Below are 13698 nucleotides of genomic sequence, written 5' to 3'. Positions count from 1 at the left end.
CCAGCACAGCATCAGCATTACTTAGTCTTAGTCGCGGCTCGGATACAGGCCATTTTGCGCCGCGATGTAATACGTCAATGCGATATACGGCGGCCTGATATCAATCAGCGCACCCGTCCCGACGACATTGGTGTTGCCGCTGACGGTCGCAGTGCCGCCCACGGCTCCTGCCATGACTGCGCCGCCTGGCACGCTAGCGGTTCCGGTACTGGAAGGGACCGTTACCGACACATTGCCGCCGCTGATGGCGCCGGCATTGAGCGCGGCATCGGGCGTCCCGCTGGAATAAACGTTAACGAGAGGGCTGGTGCTCTTGCCGAGATAGTTACCCGATGGCGAAGTGGCACCGCCCGAACCACCGACCACGTTCAGTTTCAGGTCCGACACCGTGCCGGTGGCGACGCTGCTGGCGATATTGACCGTGGTGCTCAGCGTAGGCAATACCGTGGAAACGGTCACCGCACTCAGGGCAACCGGAAGCGCGGTCACGGTGAACAAATGCGGCGGCAATTGGGCTGTCGACAGGCTGATGGCATTATTCCCGCCCGTAGCGCCTGCGTTGTAATTGACGCCGTCGGCAGCGATCACGAACTTGCCGCGCAGGTCGGGCAGCTTGAAAGTCGCCGCACTGGCGCCGGCACCATAAGTGTTACCAATCAGGGAGTACAGCGCCGTATATTGATTAATCGGCAGCTCCTGCCCGGCAGCGAGCACAAACTGGCCATTAAAAGAACCGAACGTGAACGGCACGGCCATGACGCAAATACTCGCCAGCACCGGCGTATCGGAGCAGGCGAAACTGGCGGGGCTCCAGGCCGCCGCAAGCACACCAGCGAACAGCGCGACGCTAGAAACACGATTCCTGACGAATGATTTCAACTTGCTCTCCTTGATATGATGTATGGCGCTGGCGATTATTATTTATTTAATAATTATTTACCCGCGATCTATTTGAGAAATCAGTAAATTAACTGCTGCCAATAATAATTTAGAATCCACGGTCATGCATATATATATTTTGCTACTCGTTACATTAAAACATCATTTTCGAGAAGTATGCCTGCAGGAACTTGAAGAATCGCTGCGTATCGGAGCATTATCATGTACTCAATTCATCATCACGCCGGTCGACAACCTGGACCGATAAACACAGCTGGTGACACGCAAGTCCCGGTTCTGGCCCGCTCGCGTCATTTACCTCTATTCTGTTGAAACCCACGAAAACGCGTGAATGTACTTACGGCTTCATTTATAACAACTCGCTGGAACGTGCCCACATGCGCAGGAATGGAACCCTCATTACAACTGGTACCGGCCGCATCAGGGCATTACTGGCAAGGCCCCGATGTCACGACGCAGATCCAGTCCGAATAAGCTCTTGTTTATTGGGGATTACTTATCTGCACCAGCAAATGCTGGAACGCGGGCACGTCGAATCCCGCCCGCCATACCAGCAAGGTGTCGGCTTGCCCAACCGACAGTGTTTTCAGGGTGGCAGGCGCGTCCGACAGCGCCAGCACACTGGCCGGCAACAAGGTCGCGCAGGCGCCGGCCGCCACGCAGGCGATCATGGTGTGATACGAAGTCATTTCCTGCACGCGCCACTGCGTGCTGCCGGCCACGCCCAGCATCTCTTCGGCGATGCTGCGGTAGGTGCAGCCCTGCGGAAACGCCGCCAGCGAGCGCGTGCGCACGTCCACGGCGCGGCGCACCGGCCCTTCGCTGGCCGGCAGCAGCAAACATAATTCCTCGCGCCACACGGATGCCGATGCCAGGCCAAGTTCCTCCAGCGCGGCGGCGCCGCCAAAAGCTGGCGGCAAGGCCACGAAAGCACAGTCGAGTAAACCCGTGCGCACTTGCTCGATCAGGGGGCGCGATGGCCCCGTGCTCAGCGCCAGCAGAGTCGCCGGATACCGGGCGTGATATGCAGCCAGCAGCGCCGGCAAGCGGCTGGCCGCCGTGCTTTCCATGCTGCCGACGCGCAAAGTGCCCCCTTCGCGCCCGCCCGTGACGACATGCCTGGCCTCTTCCGCCAGTGCCAGCAGGCGCTGCGCGTACTCGAGAAAGCGCTCGCCCGCCGCCGTCAGTGCCATGCGTTTATTCGTGCGCACGAACAGTTGCGCGCCCATATCGGCTTCCAGCTGCTGGATGCGCGTGGTGACGCTGGACGGCGCGCGGCCCAGCCGGGCTGCGGCCTGGGTGACGCTCAACTCACTGGCCACGGCACAAAAAATCGTCAATGACTCCATCTCCATCATGTTCTTTCTTTTAGAATGATTATGCTATTATATTCTCATAACAAGAATTGAATGCAGCATCCTCAACTTGATGAAGGAAACATCATGACCACGTCCCAGCACTTCCTCGACCGCCTCGGCTTGCAATTGCCCATCATCCAGGCGCCGATGGCGGGCGTCTCCACGCCACGCCTGGCCGCCGCCGTCTCGAACGCGGGCGGCCTGGGGTCTCTGGGCATTGGCGCCGGCAGCGTGGCGCAGGCGCGCCAGATGATCATGGATACGCGTGCGCTGACGGACAAGCCCTTCAATATCAATGTGTTTTGCCATGCGCCGGCGGTCAGGGATGCGCGGCGCGAAGCGGCCTGGCTGGCGCATCTGGTGCCCCTGTTTGTGGAGCTGGGCGCACCCGTGCCAACGCAGCTCGATGAGATATATCAAAGTTTTCTCGGTGATGAAGCGGCATTCGCCCTGTTGCTGGAGCAGCGCCCCGCCGTCGTCAGCTTTCATTTCGGCTTGCCTGCGACGGAGAAAATCGCCGCCCTGCGCCAGGCCGGCATCTACACCATGGCCACGGCCACCAATCTGCGCGAGGCGGCCCTAATCGAACAGGCGGGGGTCGACGCCATCGTGGCGCAAGGCGTGGAAGCGGGCGGGCATCGCGGTGTCTTCGATCCGCAAGCGCCGGACGAGCGCCACAGCACCAGCGTGCTGCTGCGCCTGCTGGCGGGCCGCACCACGCTACCCCTGATCGCCGCCGGCGGCATCATGGATGGACAAGGTATCCGCGCCGCGCTGGACCTGGGCGCCGTGGCCGCCCAGCTGGGCACGGCGTTCGTGCTGTGCCCGGAATCGTCGGCCAATGCCAGCTACCGCGCCAACCTGAAAAACGAACGGGCGGCATCCACCCGCTTGACCAGCGTCCTCTCCGGCCGCCTGGCGCGCGGCATGGTAAACCGTCTGATCGAGCATGGCGAAGCGCCGGGCAGCCCTCCGCCAGCCGATTACCCCGTCGCCTACGATGCCGCAAAACAATTGAACGCGGCAGCTAGCCAGCACGGCGACAGCGAATTTGCCGCGCAATGGGCCGGCCAGGGCGCGCCGCTGGCGCGGGAAATGGGGGCGGAGGAACTGGTGTTGACTTTGGCCAGGGAAATGGCGGCTTGAAGTCAGCATGCCGGCCAGACAGAGATCTGGCTCGACGCTGCGGCCGCAGTGTACTCAGGTGGCTGCCTTCAATTGCATGCCGGGCGCATCTTCCGGTCGCGAGGAAAATCCCAGTTTTTCGTAGAATATCGACTTGCCTTTGGCGCTGAAAAGCTGAACATCTGCAATGCCAGCGTCGCGACAATCATCAAGAATGGAACTGAGCAAAGCCGCTCCGATTCCCTGATGCTGAAATTCGGGGTGAACAATCATCTCGGTAACAAACGCGTGCAAGCGGCCATCGGAAATGACACGCACAAAACCAACAAGTTGGCCGCCAAAATAAGCGGATCGCGAACACCAGGAGCCGTCAAGTGCATCTTGATAGAACGCGGTCCCGCGTGATACCGGCCCCCAGCCAGTCGTGTCGTACAGTGCCTTGAACGCCTCGGCGCATGGCTGATCGGATGTGTAGCTGATATTCATAGGACAGATTGCATGATGCGGTTTCGCTGGAAGTTGACTCGATTTAAACCAGTGGCGCTGTGACGTGCGTGTCGACCGAGAATATCGGCCCCCGCCATTGTTCATTGTCCAGAACGGCTAACTGATGTCTGCCCGGCCAGGCTGTATTGATGAGTGTTTCCCAAAATTTCCGCGCAGCAGGATTTTCTTCAATGACACAAACCTCCCATTTGGCCGGGAACATCGTCATGAAAAAATCATGCTGATACAGTTCTATCAGGTTTCTGACTATCTGGCGTTCCGTGAACTCGGCGCGTCGAATTTCAATCTTCATGTATTCAGGTTCGCATTCTGGCTATATCACACTGCAATATTGCCGTTCCAGGTTGAAAAGGATAAATTGGTGAATTGTTGGTCTTTCCAACTGTGTTGCATTGTCATTTCCTGGGTATCATTCCCATCGTACCCAGCCACGTTTCAAGCAACGTGGGCCACTGCGTGATTGGAAACTTGGTAGGACGGAGTCCAAACGCGTGCCCTCCCTCGGCGAACAAATGCATCTCCACGGGTACATTTGCATTCTTCAGGGCCGCATAATAAAGAAGAGAAAACTCTACCGGGTCTACCGGATCGTCTTGCGCATGCAGCAGGAAGGTCGGAGGTGTTTGACTGGTCACTTCAATGCTTGGGTTCAACTTTGAAAGGTCATGTTTATAGTTGACCGACATATGGCCAGGATAAACAGACACTGCAAAATCGGGACGACAACTTTCCTCGTCTGCCTTGTCAACCGGCGCATAGATCCGTTGATGATGCGTACTGATTGACGCGACCAGGTGGCCACCTGCAGAAAACCCCAGCACGCCAATCTTCTTCGGGTCAATTTTCCAGTCAACGGCATGATGGCGAACGAGGCCCAACGCTCTCTGTGCATCTTGCAACGCCGTATGCGTCTTGGGAATGACACGGACATTACGGATTTTGTCCCAGTGGGGACCTGATCCGGGGACACGATATTTCAACAGCACGCACGTAACACCAATCGATGTCAGCCAGTCACAAACTTCCGTTCCTTCCAGGTCGATGGCCAGCGCCGAATAGCCTCCGCCGGGAAAAACGATAACGGCAGCGCCCGTGTTCCTTCCCTTTGGCGAGTAAATTGTCATCGTCGGCCGCGTGACGTTTTCCAGTTCCAGCCAGGGCCGTCCTGCGATGAGCCGATCTTCCCGCAACGTCACCTCGTCTTCCGGTCCAGCGGCTGCTTTCGCGTCAGGTATCGCTCCAGGCCAGATCGGCAATTGCTGCTGTCCGCTGGCAGGCTGCCATGCAGCAGCGTGCACATTCGTATAAGCAAGCACCGCAATAATACTGAGAAGATATTTCACAGAATTTCATTCCAGACATGGTGAGCCGACAAAATTTGATGCCGAAATCAGAGTCAGCCATTCTATCTGACTGACTGCTTCTGGCCTATTGTGTTGAAAAACGCGGGTACGTTGAAGTTTAGATAGAAAACCTGTCAGCCTCGACTGGCCAGAACCGCCGCTATTGAACGATCACAGACCGATTGGAGGTCCGAGCCATCCCGAAATTATTGCCGCTCGACATTTTTAACACAATAGCCCCAAAGCGGACGTTCACCAGTCTCCAATCGACCGATTGCCCGCCAGCGTGCAGATGATACGGTTCGAATCCCTGCGGCCCGTTTAGGGGCCTACAGGTACTTTCCCCACAGCTCATTCGAAAAGTTGCCATGCGGGTCGACGCGCTGCTTCAAGGCGCGCAGCTCATCGGCCTCCGGATAGGCCTGGGCGAACTGCTCTTTCGTCGCGTGAAGCTGGTACGGAAGGTAATACCGCCCCCCGAACTTGAGCGCAGTGTCAATCAGCTCACGCGTCCACTCACCCACGCGGCGCTGCGCGCCTTCAAAGGTTCGCTGCTTGTAGTACACCACGAACGAAAACACTTCTTCTTTGGCCCATGGTAGCAACGTCACGGGGTCGGCATCGGAGTGCCGAACCGATACGTTGAGCACCTCCGCAGCGTGTTTGTCGATGACCACTGCCATCGCGCGCGCAAAAGCGACAAAATGTCGCACCGGAATGAAGTACTCCTGCAGCACGTAAGTTGACATCGCGCGGGTCCTCGATTCCAGCTCCGCGACGTCCCGGCTGGCTTCGTGATTGCGCCAAACTACCGCTGGCTTCGCCAAGAGGAGCGGGTGAAGGACTTTGCGGCGCAGCAGATCACCCAACGGGAACTCGGTCATGACAAAGATGACGTTCTGATTCAGTGCATATGACTGGCCGCGCGCGACCAGTCTTGCTGGCTCTGTCAGATTTTTGGTGGTTGTACGCCACGACACGGCCACCGGCGCGTCGAAGGCCGGCGGCAACAGGTCGGCATTGTGGAGGATGCAGTTTTGGCTGCCCTTGACCGAGCGCTCAAAGAATTGAGGGTAGGATTCGAGCGCTACCGTCTCCACGATCCGCTCCATCCTGGTATTTTCAGCCAGGTCGAGTTCGACTTCGGTGATGACGCCCACTGCACCATATCCACCGATGGCAGCACGAAACAGGTCGTAGTTCAGCGTACGGGACGCCTCCGTGATAGCGCCGTCCGCAAGGACGATTTGTAGTGCCCGCACCGAATTGCCCACCGGGCCGTTGCCCACATACCGCCCGTGGCCATTCACCGACACGGTTCCCCCTGCCGTGAAATTGGCATAGCTTTGCATCGTTTTTACAGCAAGGTTGAGCTTGTCGAGAATCTCCTGGAGATCACGCCAGCGCATGCCTGCCTGTATCCGCACGACCCTTGCAGCCGGGTCAAGACTGACCAACTTATTCATGCCACGCATGTCCAGATGCAAGCCGCCCCGGACCGCAACCTGCCCACCCATGCTGTAGCGGCCGCCCCCGACGGCCACTTTGCCGGGCCAGTCCCGCACCTCCCTTGACACTTCCGCAGTCGACGTGGGCGCGACGACGCGGGCAACCTTGATGGTGTACAGGCCGGTCACGTTTGGTATCGGGATATCGGCAGCCGCAGCTACTCGGGGGCCAAGTGTCAACAAGCCTACGCCAGCGAGGGCATGAGCAATGAATTTACGGCGTGGGTATGGCATGCGGCATAATCCAACTTTAATAGTGATTCAGTAATTCTCAAAAGCAATCACTACATCTTATCTTGCTTTACTGAAGTCCAGGTCCGCTCTTGGCCGCTTGCCGTCGTTGATTTCCTGTGTGGCGCGCACGAAATCCATCATCCAGTTCGTTTCCCATGTTTTTCCTTGGTCCTTGGAAAAAGCCTGATCCCAACGGGGATTTTCCCCAGGGGTGGCAGTCCAGGTAAAGCGTACTTTGATTGCCTGGCCATCGAGTAGGTCATCTGCAAAAAATACGCCGATGTGATTGGAGAATTTTCCAACAACAGGGACATCGAGCGTCGTCGGATTGCGTGCATCGAGCCACCAGATCGACCAGCTGTCGGATTTCGTACAGAACGAGCGCAGTGCAAGGGCGCGGAAGCTACCTTCCGGGAAATAGAGAACGTTGTCCTCCAGATTCCCAAAGCCACCCAGCGTCTTGACGGTCGAAGAGAGCCCGTCAAACTCCGTCCATTCCTTGCAATTGGTGAATCTGGAATTGAGCCGGCGATGTTTCACCAGCCAATCGCCGATGATAAAATCAAAATCTCGGGGGGCGTTTTTCTCGGCGGGCAAGTGCATTGATGGTTTCCTGGAATTAATATAGGACGCTGCTCGGCCTGACTCTGCATTGCCGACATGGGCCAGCGCGGCCGTAGAGAATAGCAAATTGCTGGCAAGAAAAATACATAAAATGTCCGCTACTGGCCGCCTGCCGCCAACATCTGCAATCGCCCCGTTACGGCAACCTGTGCCGCAAAGTCGGCTCGATATTGCGCGCATGCAGCCAGCGCACGATGTCTTCCAGCGTGGCGTCCTGCAGCAGCAAGCCCGGCGCAGTGGCGGACGTTGCCACTGGCAATGCGGCGACGACGGGAGCGGGCACGGCGACAGCCAGCCCCGCATGTCCCTGCAATTTCGCCAGCGCCTGCGCGAACTGGGCCGGATTGATGCTGCGCAAACTTTCCAGGAAACCCAGCTGGGCGGCTGGCGGCGGCGGCATGTCCAGGCCCGGTTCGTCGACGAAGGCGGCGCCCATGCTAGGGTGGATGAAGGCGGCCCACTTGCCCGACGGCTGCAAACATGGCGGCAGCGCCACCTGCTCCACATAGTCTGGCGGCGCGGTGGCGAGGATGTCGGTCGAGACAGGTAAAAAGGTCGAGCGCAGCAGCTGCACGAACTGGCGCGCCTGGGCGACGGGCACGGGCGTGGCCAGCGACAGCCACAGCTGGAATGCCGTACCCGAGATGCTGACGGCGGGCGCCGGCAAGTCCAGCTCATGCTGCACGGCATTGGCGATCGTGCACAGCGCGCTCCAGTGCGCTTCGCCGCCGCCCTTGCCGCCAAACTCCAGCACCAGCGCGCGCGTCAGGCCGCTACTGGTCACGAGTTGTACGGCCACCGTCTGCTCGCCCGACAGATGGCGCGCCAGCACGGCCGGCATCAAAGGCTGCGCGCCGCCCTGCGCATCGACGTAGTGCTGCTGTTCCTCGAACAGGTACAGGCGGGTGAGTTCGGAAATCAGTTTATGCATGGGCGGCCTCGTAATGACGTTGAGCAAGACTTGTCAACGTGCCCAGATTATAGCCTCCCTGCCCCAAGCGCACCCTCCCGCCTGGCACCAAACACCAGCCAGCTGGCCACGGCGAACAGGCAGGCGGCTATGCCGCCGTACAGCATCACGGCACCGAATCCCTGTGCCAGCGCCAGCTTCGCCACGCCGGCCGGCAGCGCGCCGGCGCCCTTGCCTGCTGACAAGCCCTCCGCCATGGCGCGCAGCGCAGCCGCATCAATCCCGGCAGGCACATGCTGGCGCAAGGTGGACTGGATGGCTTCGACGAGGATAAAGCCCATCAGCGCGATATTGATGGACAGGCTGATCATGCGCGCGCTGATGTCGATGCCCGACGCCATGCCGGCCCGCTCGCCGGGCACGGCGGCCGTCGTCGTGTTGGTGACGGGCGTGTTGGTCAGCCCCAGGCCCGTGCCCGCCAGCAGGCAGCCGGGCAAGATCGTCAGCCAGCTGGCGGCGTCCGCATGGCTGCCCCACAGCATCAGCAAAAAACCTGCGCCGATGGCCAGCAAGCCGGCGGGAATGACCGCATCGGCCCGGTAGAGCAGCGCCAGCCGCTCGGCCAGCGGCGGCATGAGCAAGGTGGGCAAGGTGTAGGCCAGCAGGGTCAGGCCCGTGCCCAGGCTGCTGTAGCCGAGGCCATGCTGCACGTACAGGGGCAGATAAATCATGAGCGGCCAGAAACTGCAGTTCATGCCCGCCGAACCGAGCAGCGCACCCGAGAAACGGCGGATGCGAAATACACTGAAATCGATCATTGGTTCAGGCTGGCGCCGTTCGATGACGGCAAACGCGGCAAAACCGGCCAGCGCCACGGCCAGGCTGGCCACGGTGCGCGGGTCGGCGAGACCCAGCGCCGGCCCCTGCGTGATGCACCACGCCAGGCTGAACACGGCCAGCGACAAGGTGGCGATGCCGGCCACGTCCAGCTTGCGCCGCTGCGGATCGCGCGATTCCGTCACGCCCAGGCCCGCCAGCAGCAGGGTAACGACGGCCAGCGGCCCGTGCACAAGGAATACCCATTGCCAGCTGGATAGTGCGACGATGGCCGCGCCAATGATGGGGCCGAAGCCCAGGCCCAGGCCAAACACGATGCCCCAGGCGCCAAATGCCCGGCCCCGCGCGGCGCCGGACGGGAATTGCTGCGACAACACGGCCACCTGGCAAATCAGCATGGCGCCGCCGGCCGCACCCTGCAGCGCGCGCGCGGCGATCAGCACGCCAGTGCTGCCGGCCCAGCCGCACACGAGCGAACTGAGGCCGAACAGCGCCAGGCTGGCCAGCAGCAGGCGCTTGCGGCCGTAGCGGTCGGCCAGGGTGCCCTTGGCCATCAGCACGGTGGTGCACGCCAGGGTGTAGGCGTTCATGATCCATTGCAAGTCCTTGAAGTCGCCATGCAGCTCCGTTTCCAGGGTGGGCAAGATGACGGGCACGCTGGAAATTTCCAGGCCGAACATGAGCGAAGCCAGGCACACGGCGGCCAGGGTCAGTACATTTTGTTGCGAAGTAGTCGGTAGCATCGAAGCCTTGATGTCGGTAGTCATGGAGCGCGCGTGGAGACGGCGCACTGCGAGCCGCCATTCTAGAAAGCCTCGACTCATGATGGAAATGATAAAATTTTGTACAATTCATTCATTTTCATCATGAATCACGGGAGCGTCACGCCATGGACTTCGATTCCGCCCTGCTGCGCGCCTTGGTCGCCGTAGCGGACACGGGCGGCTTTACGCGCGCCGCCGAACGGCTGCACCTAAGCCAGTCCGCCATCAGCCACCAGATCCGCCGGCTGGAGGAGCAAGCGGGTACCGCGCTGCTGCTGCGCACCACGCGCAGCCTGCGCCTGACGGAAGATGGCGAGGATTTTCTGCGCCACGCCCGGCAGATCCTGGCCGCGCACGATGCCCTGTCGCGGCGCTTCCAGCGCTCCTCGATTGCCGGCGCCGTGCGCTTTGGCGTGCCGGAAAATTTCATGGGCGCGCGCCTGCCCGCCCTGCTGGCGCAGTTCGCGCACCTGTTTCCCGCCGTGCGCCTGGATGTGACGGTGGGCACCTATCTTGACTTGCAGAAACTGGTCGCCGCCGATGCGCTGGACCTGGCCGTCGTCATGGCCCTGGCCGATGGGCAAGATGACGCGGCCGTGCTGCGCCGCACGCGCTTCGTCTGGGCAGCCGCGCAGGATTTCCGCCACGACGGCGCGCTGCCCCTGCCGCTGGCGTTTTCGCCGGCGCCGTGCATGCACCGGCAAGTGGGCGTCGACGCCCTCGACGGCGCCGGCCTCGACTGGCGCGTGGCGTTCACCTCGCCCAGCCAGCAGGGCTTGCGCGCCGCCGTGCTGGCCGGGCTGGCGATCACGGCCCTGCCGCAGGGCGACCTGGAGCCAGGCATGATCGTCATCGATGGCCAGCATGGCTTGCCTGCCCTGCCCGCCGCTCAGTTCCAGCTCGTCTGGCGCGCCGCTGGCAGCACGGCGGCGGCCGACGCGTTCGGGCAATTGCTGCGCGAGTGGTCAGCCGAGGCGGCGGCATGACAGCACCAGCAGCGAGGGCAGCATGGCGCTGTACAGGGAGATGGGCCGCATGACCGGGCAGACATAGTCGCCACACGAACATGCGTTTACCGTGCGGCGGCGCAGGTCTATAGTGGCATCTTCCCCACCTTTTCAAGGACAGGATCGCCATGAAACTCTTTTACTCGCCGGGCGCCTGCTCGCAGGCACCGCACATCATCCTGCGCGAAACGGGCACGCCGTTCACCCTCGTGAAGGTCGACCTGGGCCAGCACCAGACGCAGGAAGGCGGCAATTACTACGAACTCAATCCGAAAGGCCAGGTGCCGCTGCTGGCCCTCGACGATGGCGGCACCTTGAGCGAAGGCCCCGTCATCGCCCAGTACATCGCCGAACAGGCGGGCAGACAGGATCTGCTGCCGCCAGTGGGCAGCTTTGCCCGCTACAAGGTGCTGGAATGGCAGAACTACATCACGTCCGAGCTGCACAAATCGTTCAGTCCCCTGTTCGATCCCCGCTACGACGCCGCCACCAAGGCCTTGTTCATCGAGCAACTGGGCAAGAAATTCAAATGGGTGGACAGCCGCCTGCAAGGCCAGGCCTACCTGACGGGCGACACCTTCACCGTGGCCGACGCCTATCTGTTCGTCATCACGGGCTGGGCGCCGCGCGTGGGCGTGGATTTGTCGGGCCTGGCCAATGTGCAGGCCTTCCTGGGCAGAATGGCCCAGCGCGACAGCGTCAAGGCTGCCTGGGAAGCGGAAGGATTGACCAAGGCGGCTTGAACGCCGTGGCCCGGTGCACGGCTCAGGTTTTTTCCGCCTTGCCGTGCATCACCATGATGGTTTGCTGCATCAGCGCGCACAGTGTTTCTGTGCCATCGCGCACGGCGAACACTTCGGCCTGCGTGACGATCAGGGTGCGGCCCGGGCGCACCACCTTGCCGCGCGCAATCAGTTTCTCGCCATCGGCGGGCGCCAGCAAATTCATCTTGTATTCCACCGTCAGCACGGACGCGCCGTCCGGCACCATGGTCATGGCCGCGTAACCGGCGGCCGAGTCCGCGATCATGCCCACCACGCCGCCGTGCACGAAGCCGTGCTGCTGCTCGATGCCGCGCCAGTGCGGCACGTGGATTTCCGTGCTGCCATGCGCCACCACGGGCAGGCTGGCCTGGATCAGGGTCATGGCGTTCTGCAGCGCAAAACTGGCTTGGACTTTCTCGGCGAAGTGCGGGGCGGGAAGACGGGACATGGTTTTGCGCTTTCAGGAGACGTGCCGCATGGAAGGGATCATGCGACTGTACCTGCTTATGGCCGGCACCGGCCATCCGCTGTCGTCATTTTCACCAATTGCGATGCACAGACCGCGAAGTGCCCGGTCCACGCCCCGCTGTGCGAAAATGCCCGCCTTCGCCATTGCCGGACTTTACTCATGCCGCACGCTGCCCTCGCCACCCTTGCTACCCTTTCCGAGCGCGACGCGCGCCGCATCGCGCGCCATGCGCCGGCGGCCGACGCCGCCCGCTTTTTGCATCCGGCCCAGCAGGCCTTGCTGCACCGGCGCGGCTGGCTGACGATGCTGGCGCCGCGCAGCGCGGGCGGCGCCGAGCTGCCCCTGCCGCAAGTGGTGCGCCTGGAAGAAGCCGTGGCCGCCGTCGACGGCAGCATGGGCTGGGTGCTGACCCTGTGCGCGGGCGCGGGCTGGTTCGCGGGCTTCCTGGAACCTGAGCTGGCGCAGGCCATTATCGGCACGCCGCGAGTTTGCCTGGGTGGCAGCGGCGCGGCCACCGGTTTTGCCGAGGAAGAAGGCGACGGCTACCGCATCACCGGTAGCTGGGACTATGCCAGCGGCGCGCCCATGGCGACCCACTTTACCCTGAACGCCCGGCTGCAGCGCGATGGCCAGCCCCTGCTCGATGCGCAAGGCCAGCCGCGCATCCGCGCCTTCCTCGTGCCCGCCGCGCTGGTGCAGCTGGTGCCCTCATGGAACAGCCTGGGCATGCGCGCCAGCGCCTCGCACAGTTATCGGATCGACGGCCAGTGGCTTGCCAAGGAACACGGTTTCACCATCGATGCGACCACCGCGACGGCCGGCGGTCCCCTGTACCGCTACCCCTTCTATTCACTGGCCTACGTGACCCTGGCCGCCAACGTGGCCGGCATGGCAGCGCATTTCATGCAACTGGCCGAGGAATGCATGCGCCACCGCCGCCATGCGCGCGCCGGCTTGCCGCTGCTGGACGTGCCGGACGTGGCCGCCATGCTGCAAGACAAGAAAGACAGCTGCGCCGCCGCGCGCGCGCGTTTTTACGCCGTGCTGGACGACAGCTGGGCAACGGTGGCAGGCGGCGCGGTGCTGGACGACAACGCCATGCAAGCCGTGCAAGCCGCTTCGCTGGCCCTGGTGGCCGCCGCGCGCTCAGCCGTCGATGGCTTGTATCCGTACTGCGGCCTGTACGCAGCCCGCGAAGACAGCACCATCAACCGCGTGTGGCGCGATTTTCACACGGCCAGCCAGCATGCATTGCTGCTGCCCTGACAGGCGCATGGCTGAAAAGGCTGCCGGACGCCATGCGGGCCGGATTGCCTGATAATATGGGGGCATTGTTACTTCTCGCTAC

At 61.6% G+C, this 13698-nt stretch carries 14 protein-coding genes; 4 read left to right on the top strand and 10 right to left on the bottom strand.

Features of this window, described 5'->3' with window-relative positions; translation table 11 throughout:
• Positions 1 to 27: 27 nt before the first annotated feature.
• Together C8C92_RS13535 and C8C92_RS13530 are read right to left on the bottom strand one after the other, a co-directional pair.
• Positions 28 to 879 carry a tail fiber protein gene (locus C8C92_RS13535; RefSeq protein WP_243420198.1) on the bottom strand — a complete coding sequence of 284 codons (852 nt, stop codon included), beginning with the start codon at positions 877 to 879 and terminating at the stop codon, positions 28 to 30.
• 503 nt (positions 880 to 1382) lie between these two features.
• Positions 1383 to 2255 carry a LysR family transcriptional regulator gene (locus C8C92_RS13530; protein WP_099764616.1) on the bottom strand — a complete coding sequence of 291 codons (873 nt, stop codon included), beginning with the start codon at positions 2253 to 2255 and terminating at the stop codon, positions 1383 to 1385.
• An 87-nt stretch (positions 2256 to 2342) separates the two neighbouring features.
• On the opposite strand from C8C92_RS13530, the gene C8C92_RS13525 reads away from it, so the two are divergent.
• A complete protein-coding gene (locus C8C92_RS13525) occupies positions 2343 to 3404 on the top strand; it encodes a nitronate monooxygenase (protein WP_116744205.1) in 1062 nt (353 codons plus the stop codon).
• A 54-nt stretch (positions 3405 to 3458) separates the two neighbouring features.
• Here the strand turns inward: C8C92_RS13525 and C8C92_RS13520 are convergent, their stop codons facing one another.
• The 7 genes from C8C92_RS13520 to C8C92_RS13490 form a co-directional block, all read right to left on the bottom strand.
• A complete protein-coding gene (locus C8C92_RS13520; protein WP_116744204.1) occupies positions 3459 to 3869 on the bottom strand; it encodes a GNAT family N-acetyltransferase in 411 nt (136 codons plus the stop codon).
• Between the two features lie 43 nt (positions 3870 to 3912).
• Positions 3913 to 4182, bottom strand: a complete 270-nt coding sequence (locus tag C8C92_RS13515; protein ID WP_116744203.1) for a hypothetical protein — start codon at positions 4180 to 4182, stop codon at positions 3913 to 3915.
• Positions 4183 to 4285: 103 nt separating this feature from the next.
• Positions 4286 to 5233 carry an alpha/beta hydrolase gene (locus tag C8C92_RS13510; RefSeq protein ID WP_116744202.1) on the bottom strand — a complete coding sequence of 316 codons (948 nt, stop codon included), beginning with the start codon at positions 5231 to 5233 and terminating at the stop codon, positions 4286 to 4288.
• 329 nt (positions 5234 to 5562) lie between these two features.
• Positions 5563 to 6870, bottom strand: coding sequence for an FAD-binding oxidoreductase (locus tag C8C92_RS13505; protein WP_243420197.1), 1308 nt, complete (start codon positions 6868 to 6870; stop codon positions 5563 to 5565).
• A 162-nt stretch (positions 6871 to 7032) separates the two neighbouring features.
• Entirely contained in the window at positions 7033 to 7578 is a 546-nt protein-coding gene (locus C8C92_RS13500) for a DUF1579 domain-containing protein (RefSeq protein WP_207780999.1), read from the bottom strand.
• Between the two features lie 157 nt (positions 7579 to 7735).
• Entirely contained in the window at positions 7736 to 8530 is a 795-nt protein-coding gene (locus C8C92_RS13495) for a hypothetical protein (RefSeq protein ID WP_099764071.1), read from the bottom strand.
• Positions 8531 to 8577: 47 nt separating this feature from the next.
• Complete coding sequence (locus C8C92_RS13490; protein ID WP_243420196.1) at positions 8578 to 10113, bottom strand: MFS transporter; 1536 nt, start codon at positions 10111 to 10113, stop codon at positions 8578 to 8580.
• A 122-nt stretch (positions 10114 to 10235) separates the two neighbouring features.
• Between C8C92_RS13490 and C8C92_RS13485 the strand changes: the two genes are divergently transcribed.
• Both C8C92_RS13485 and gstA read left to right on the top strand, forming a co-directional pair.
• Entirely contained in the window at positions 10236 to 11096 is an 861-nt protein-coding gene (locus C8C92_RS13485) for a LysR substrate-binding domain-containing protein (protein ID WP_116744200.1), read from the top strand.
• Positions 11097 to 11245: 149 nt separating this feature from the next.
• Positions 11246 to 11860: a glutathione transferase GstA gene (gstA, locus tag C8C92_RS13480; RefSeq protein WP_116744199.1), complete on the top strand. Its 615-nt coding sequence runs from the start codon at positions 11246 to 11248 to the stop codon at positions 11858 to 11860.
• A 22-nt stretch (positions 11861 to 11882) separates the two neighbouring features.
• Here gstA and C8C92_RS13475 read toward each other — a convergent pair whose 3' ends face one another.
• Complete coding sequence (locus C8C92_RS13475; RefSeq protein WP_116744198.1) at positions 11883 to 12329, bottom strand: PaaI family thioesterase; 447 nt, start codon at positions 12327 to 12329, stop codon at positions 11883 to 11885.
• A 180-nt stretch (positions 12330 to 12509) separates the two neighbouring features.
• On the opposite strand from C8C92_RS13475, the gene C8C92_RS13470 reads away from it, so the two are divergent.
• Positions 12510 to 13616 carry an acyl-CoA dehydrogenase gene (locus C8C92_RS13470; protein WP_099764074.1) on the top strand — a complete coding sequence of 369 codons (1107 nt, stop codon included), beginning with the start codon at positions 12510 to 12512 and terminating at the stop codon, positions 13614 to 13616.
• Positions 13617 to 13698 lie beyond the last annotated feature (82 nt).

The sequence above is a fragment of the Janthinobacterium sp. 78 genome, assembly GCF_003096775.1.
Classification (GTDB): domain Bacteria; phylum Pseudomonadota; class Gammaproteobacteria; order Burkholderiales; family Burkholderiaceae_D; genus Janthinobacterium; species Janthinobacterium tructae.
Note: the sequence above shows the minus strand (reverse complement) of the source record. Positions and strands in the feature narration are given on the sequence as shown.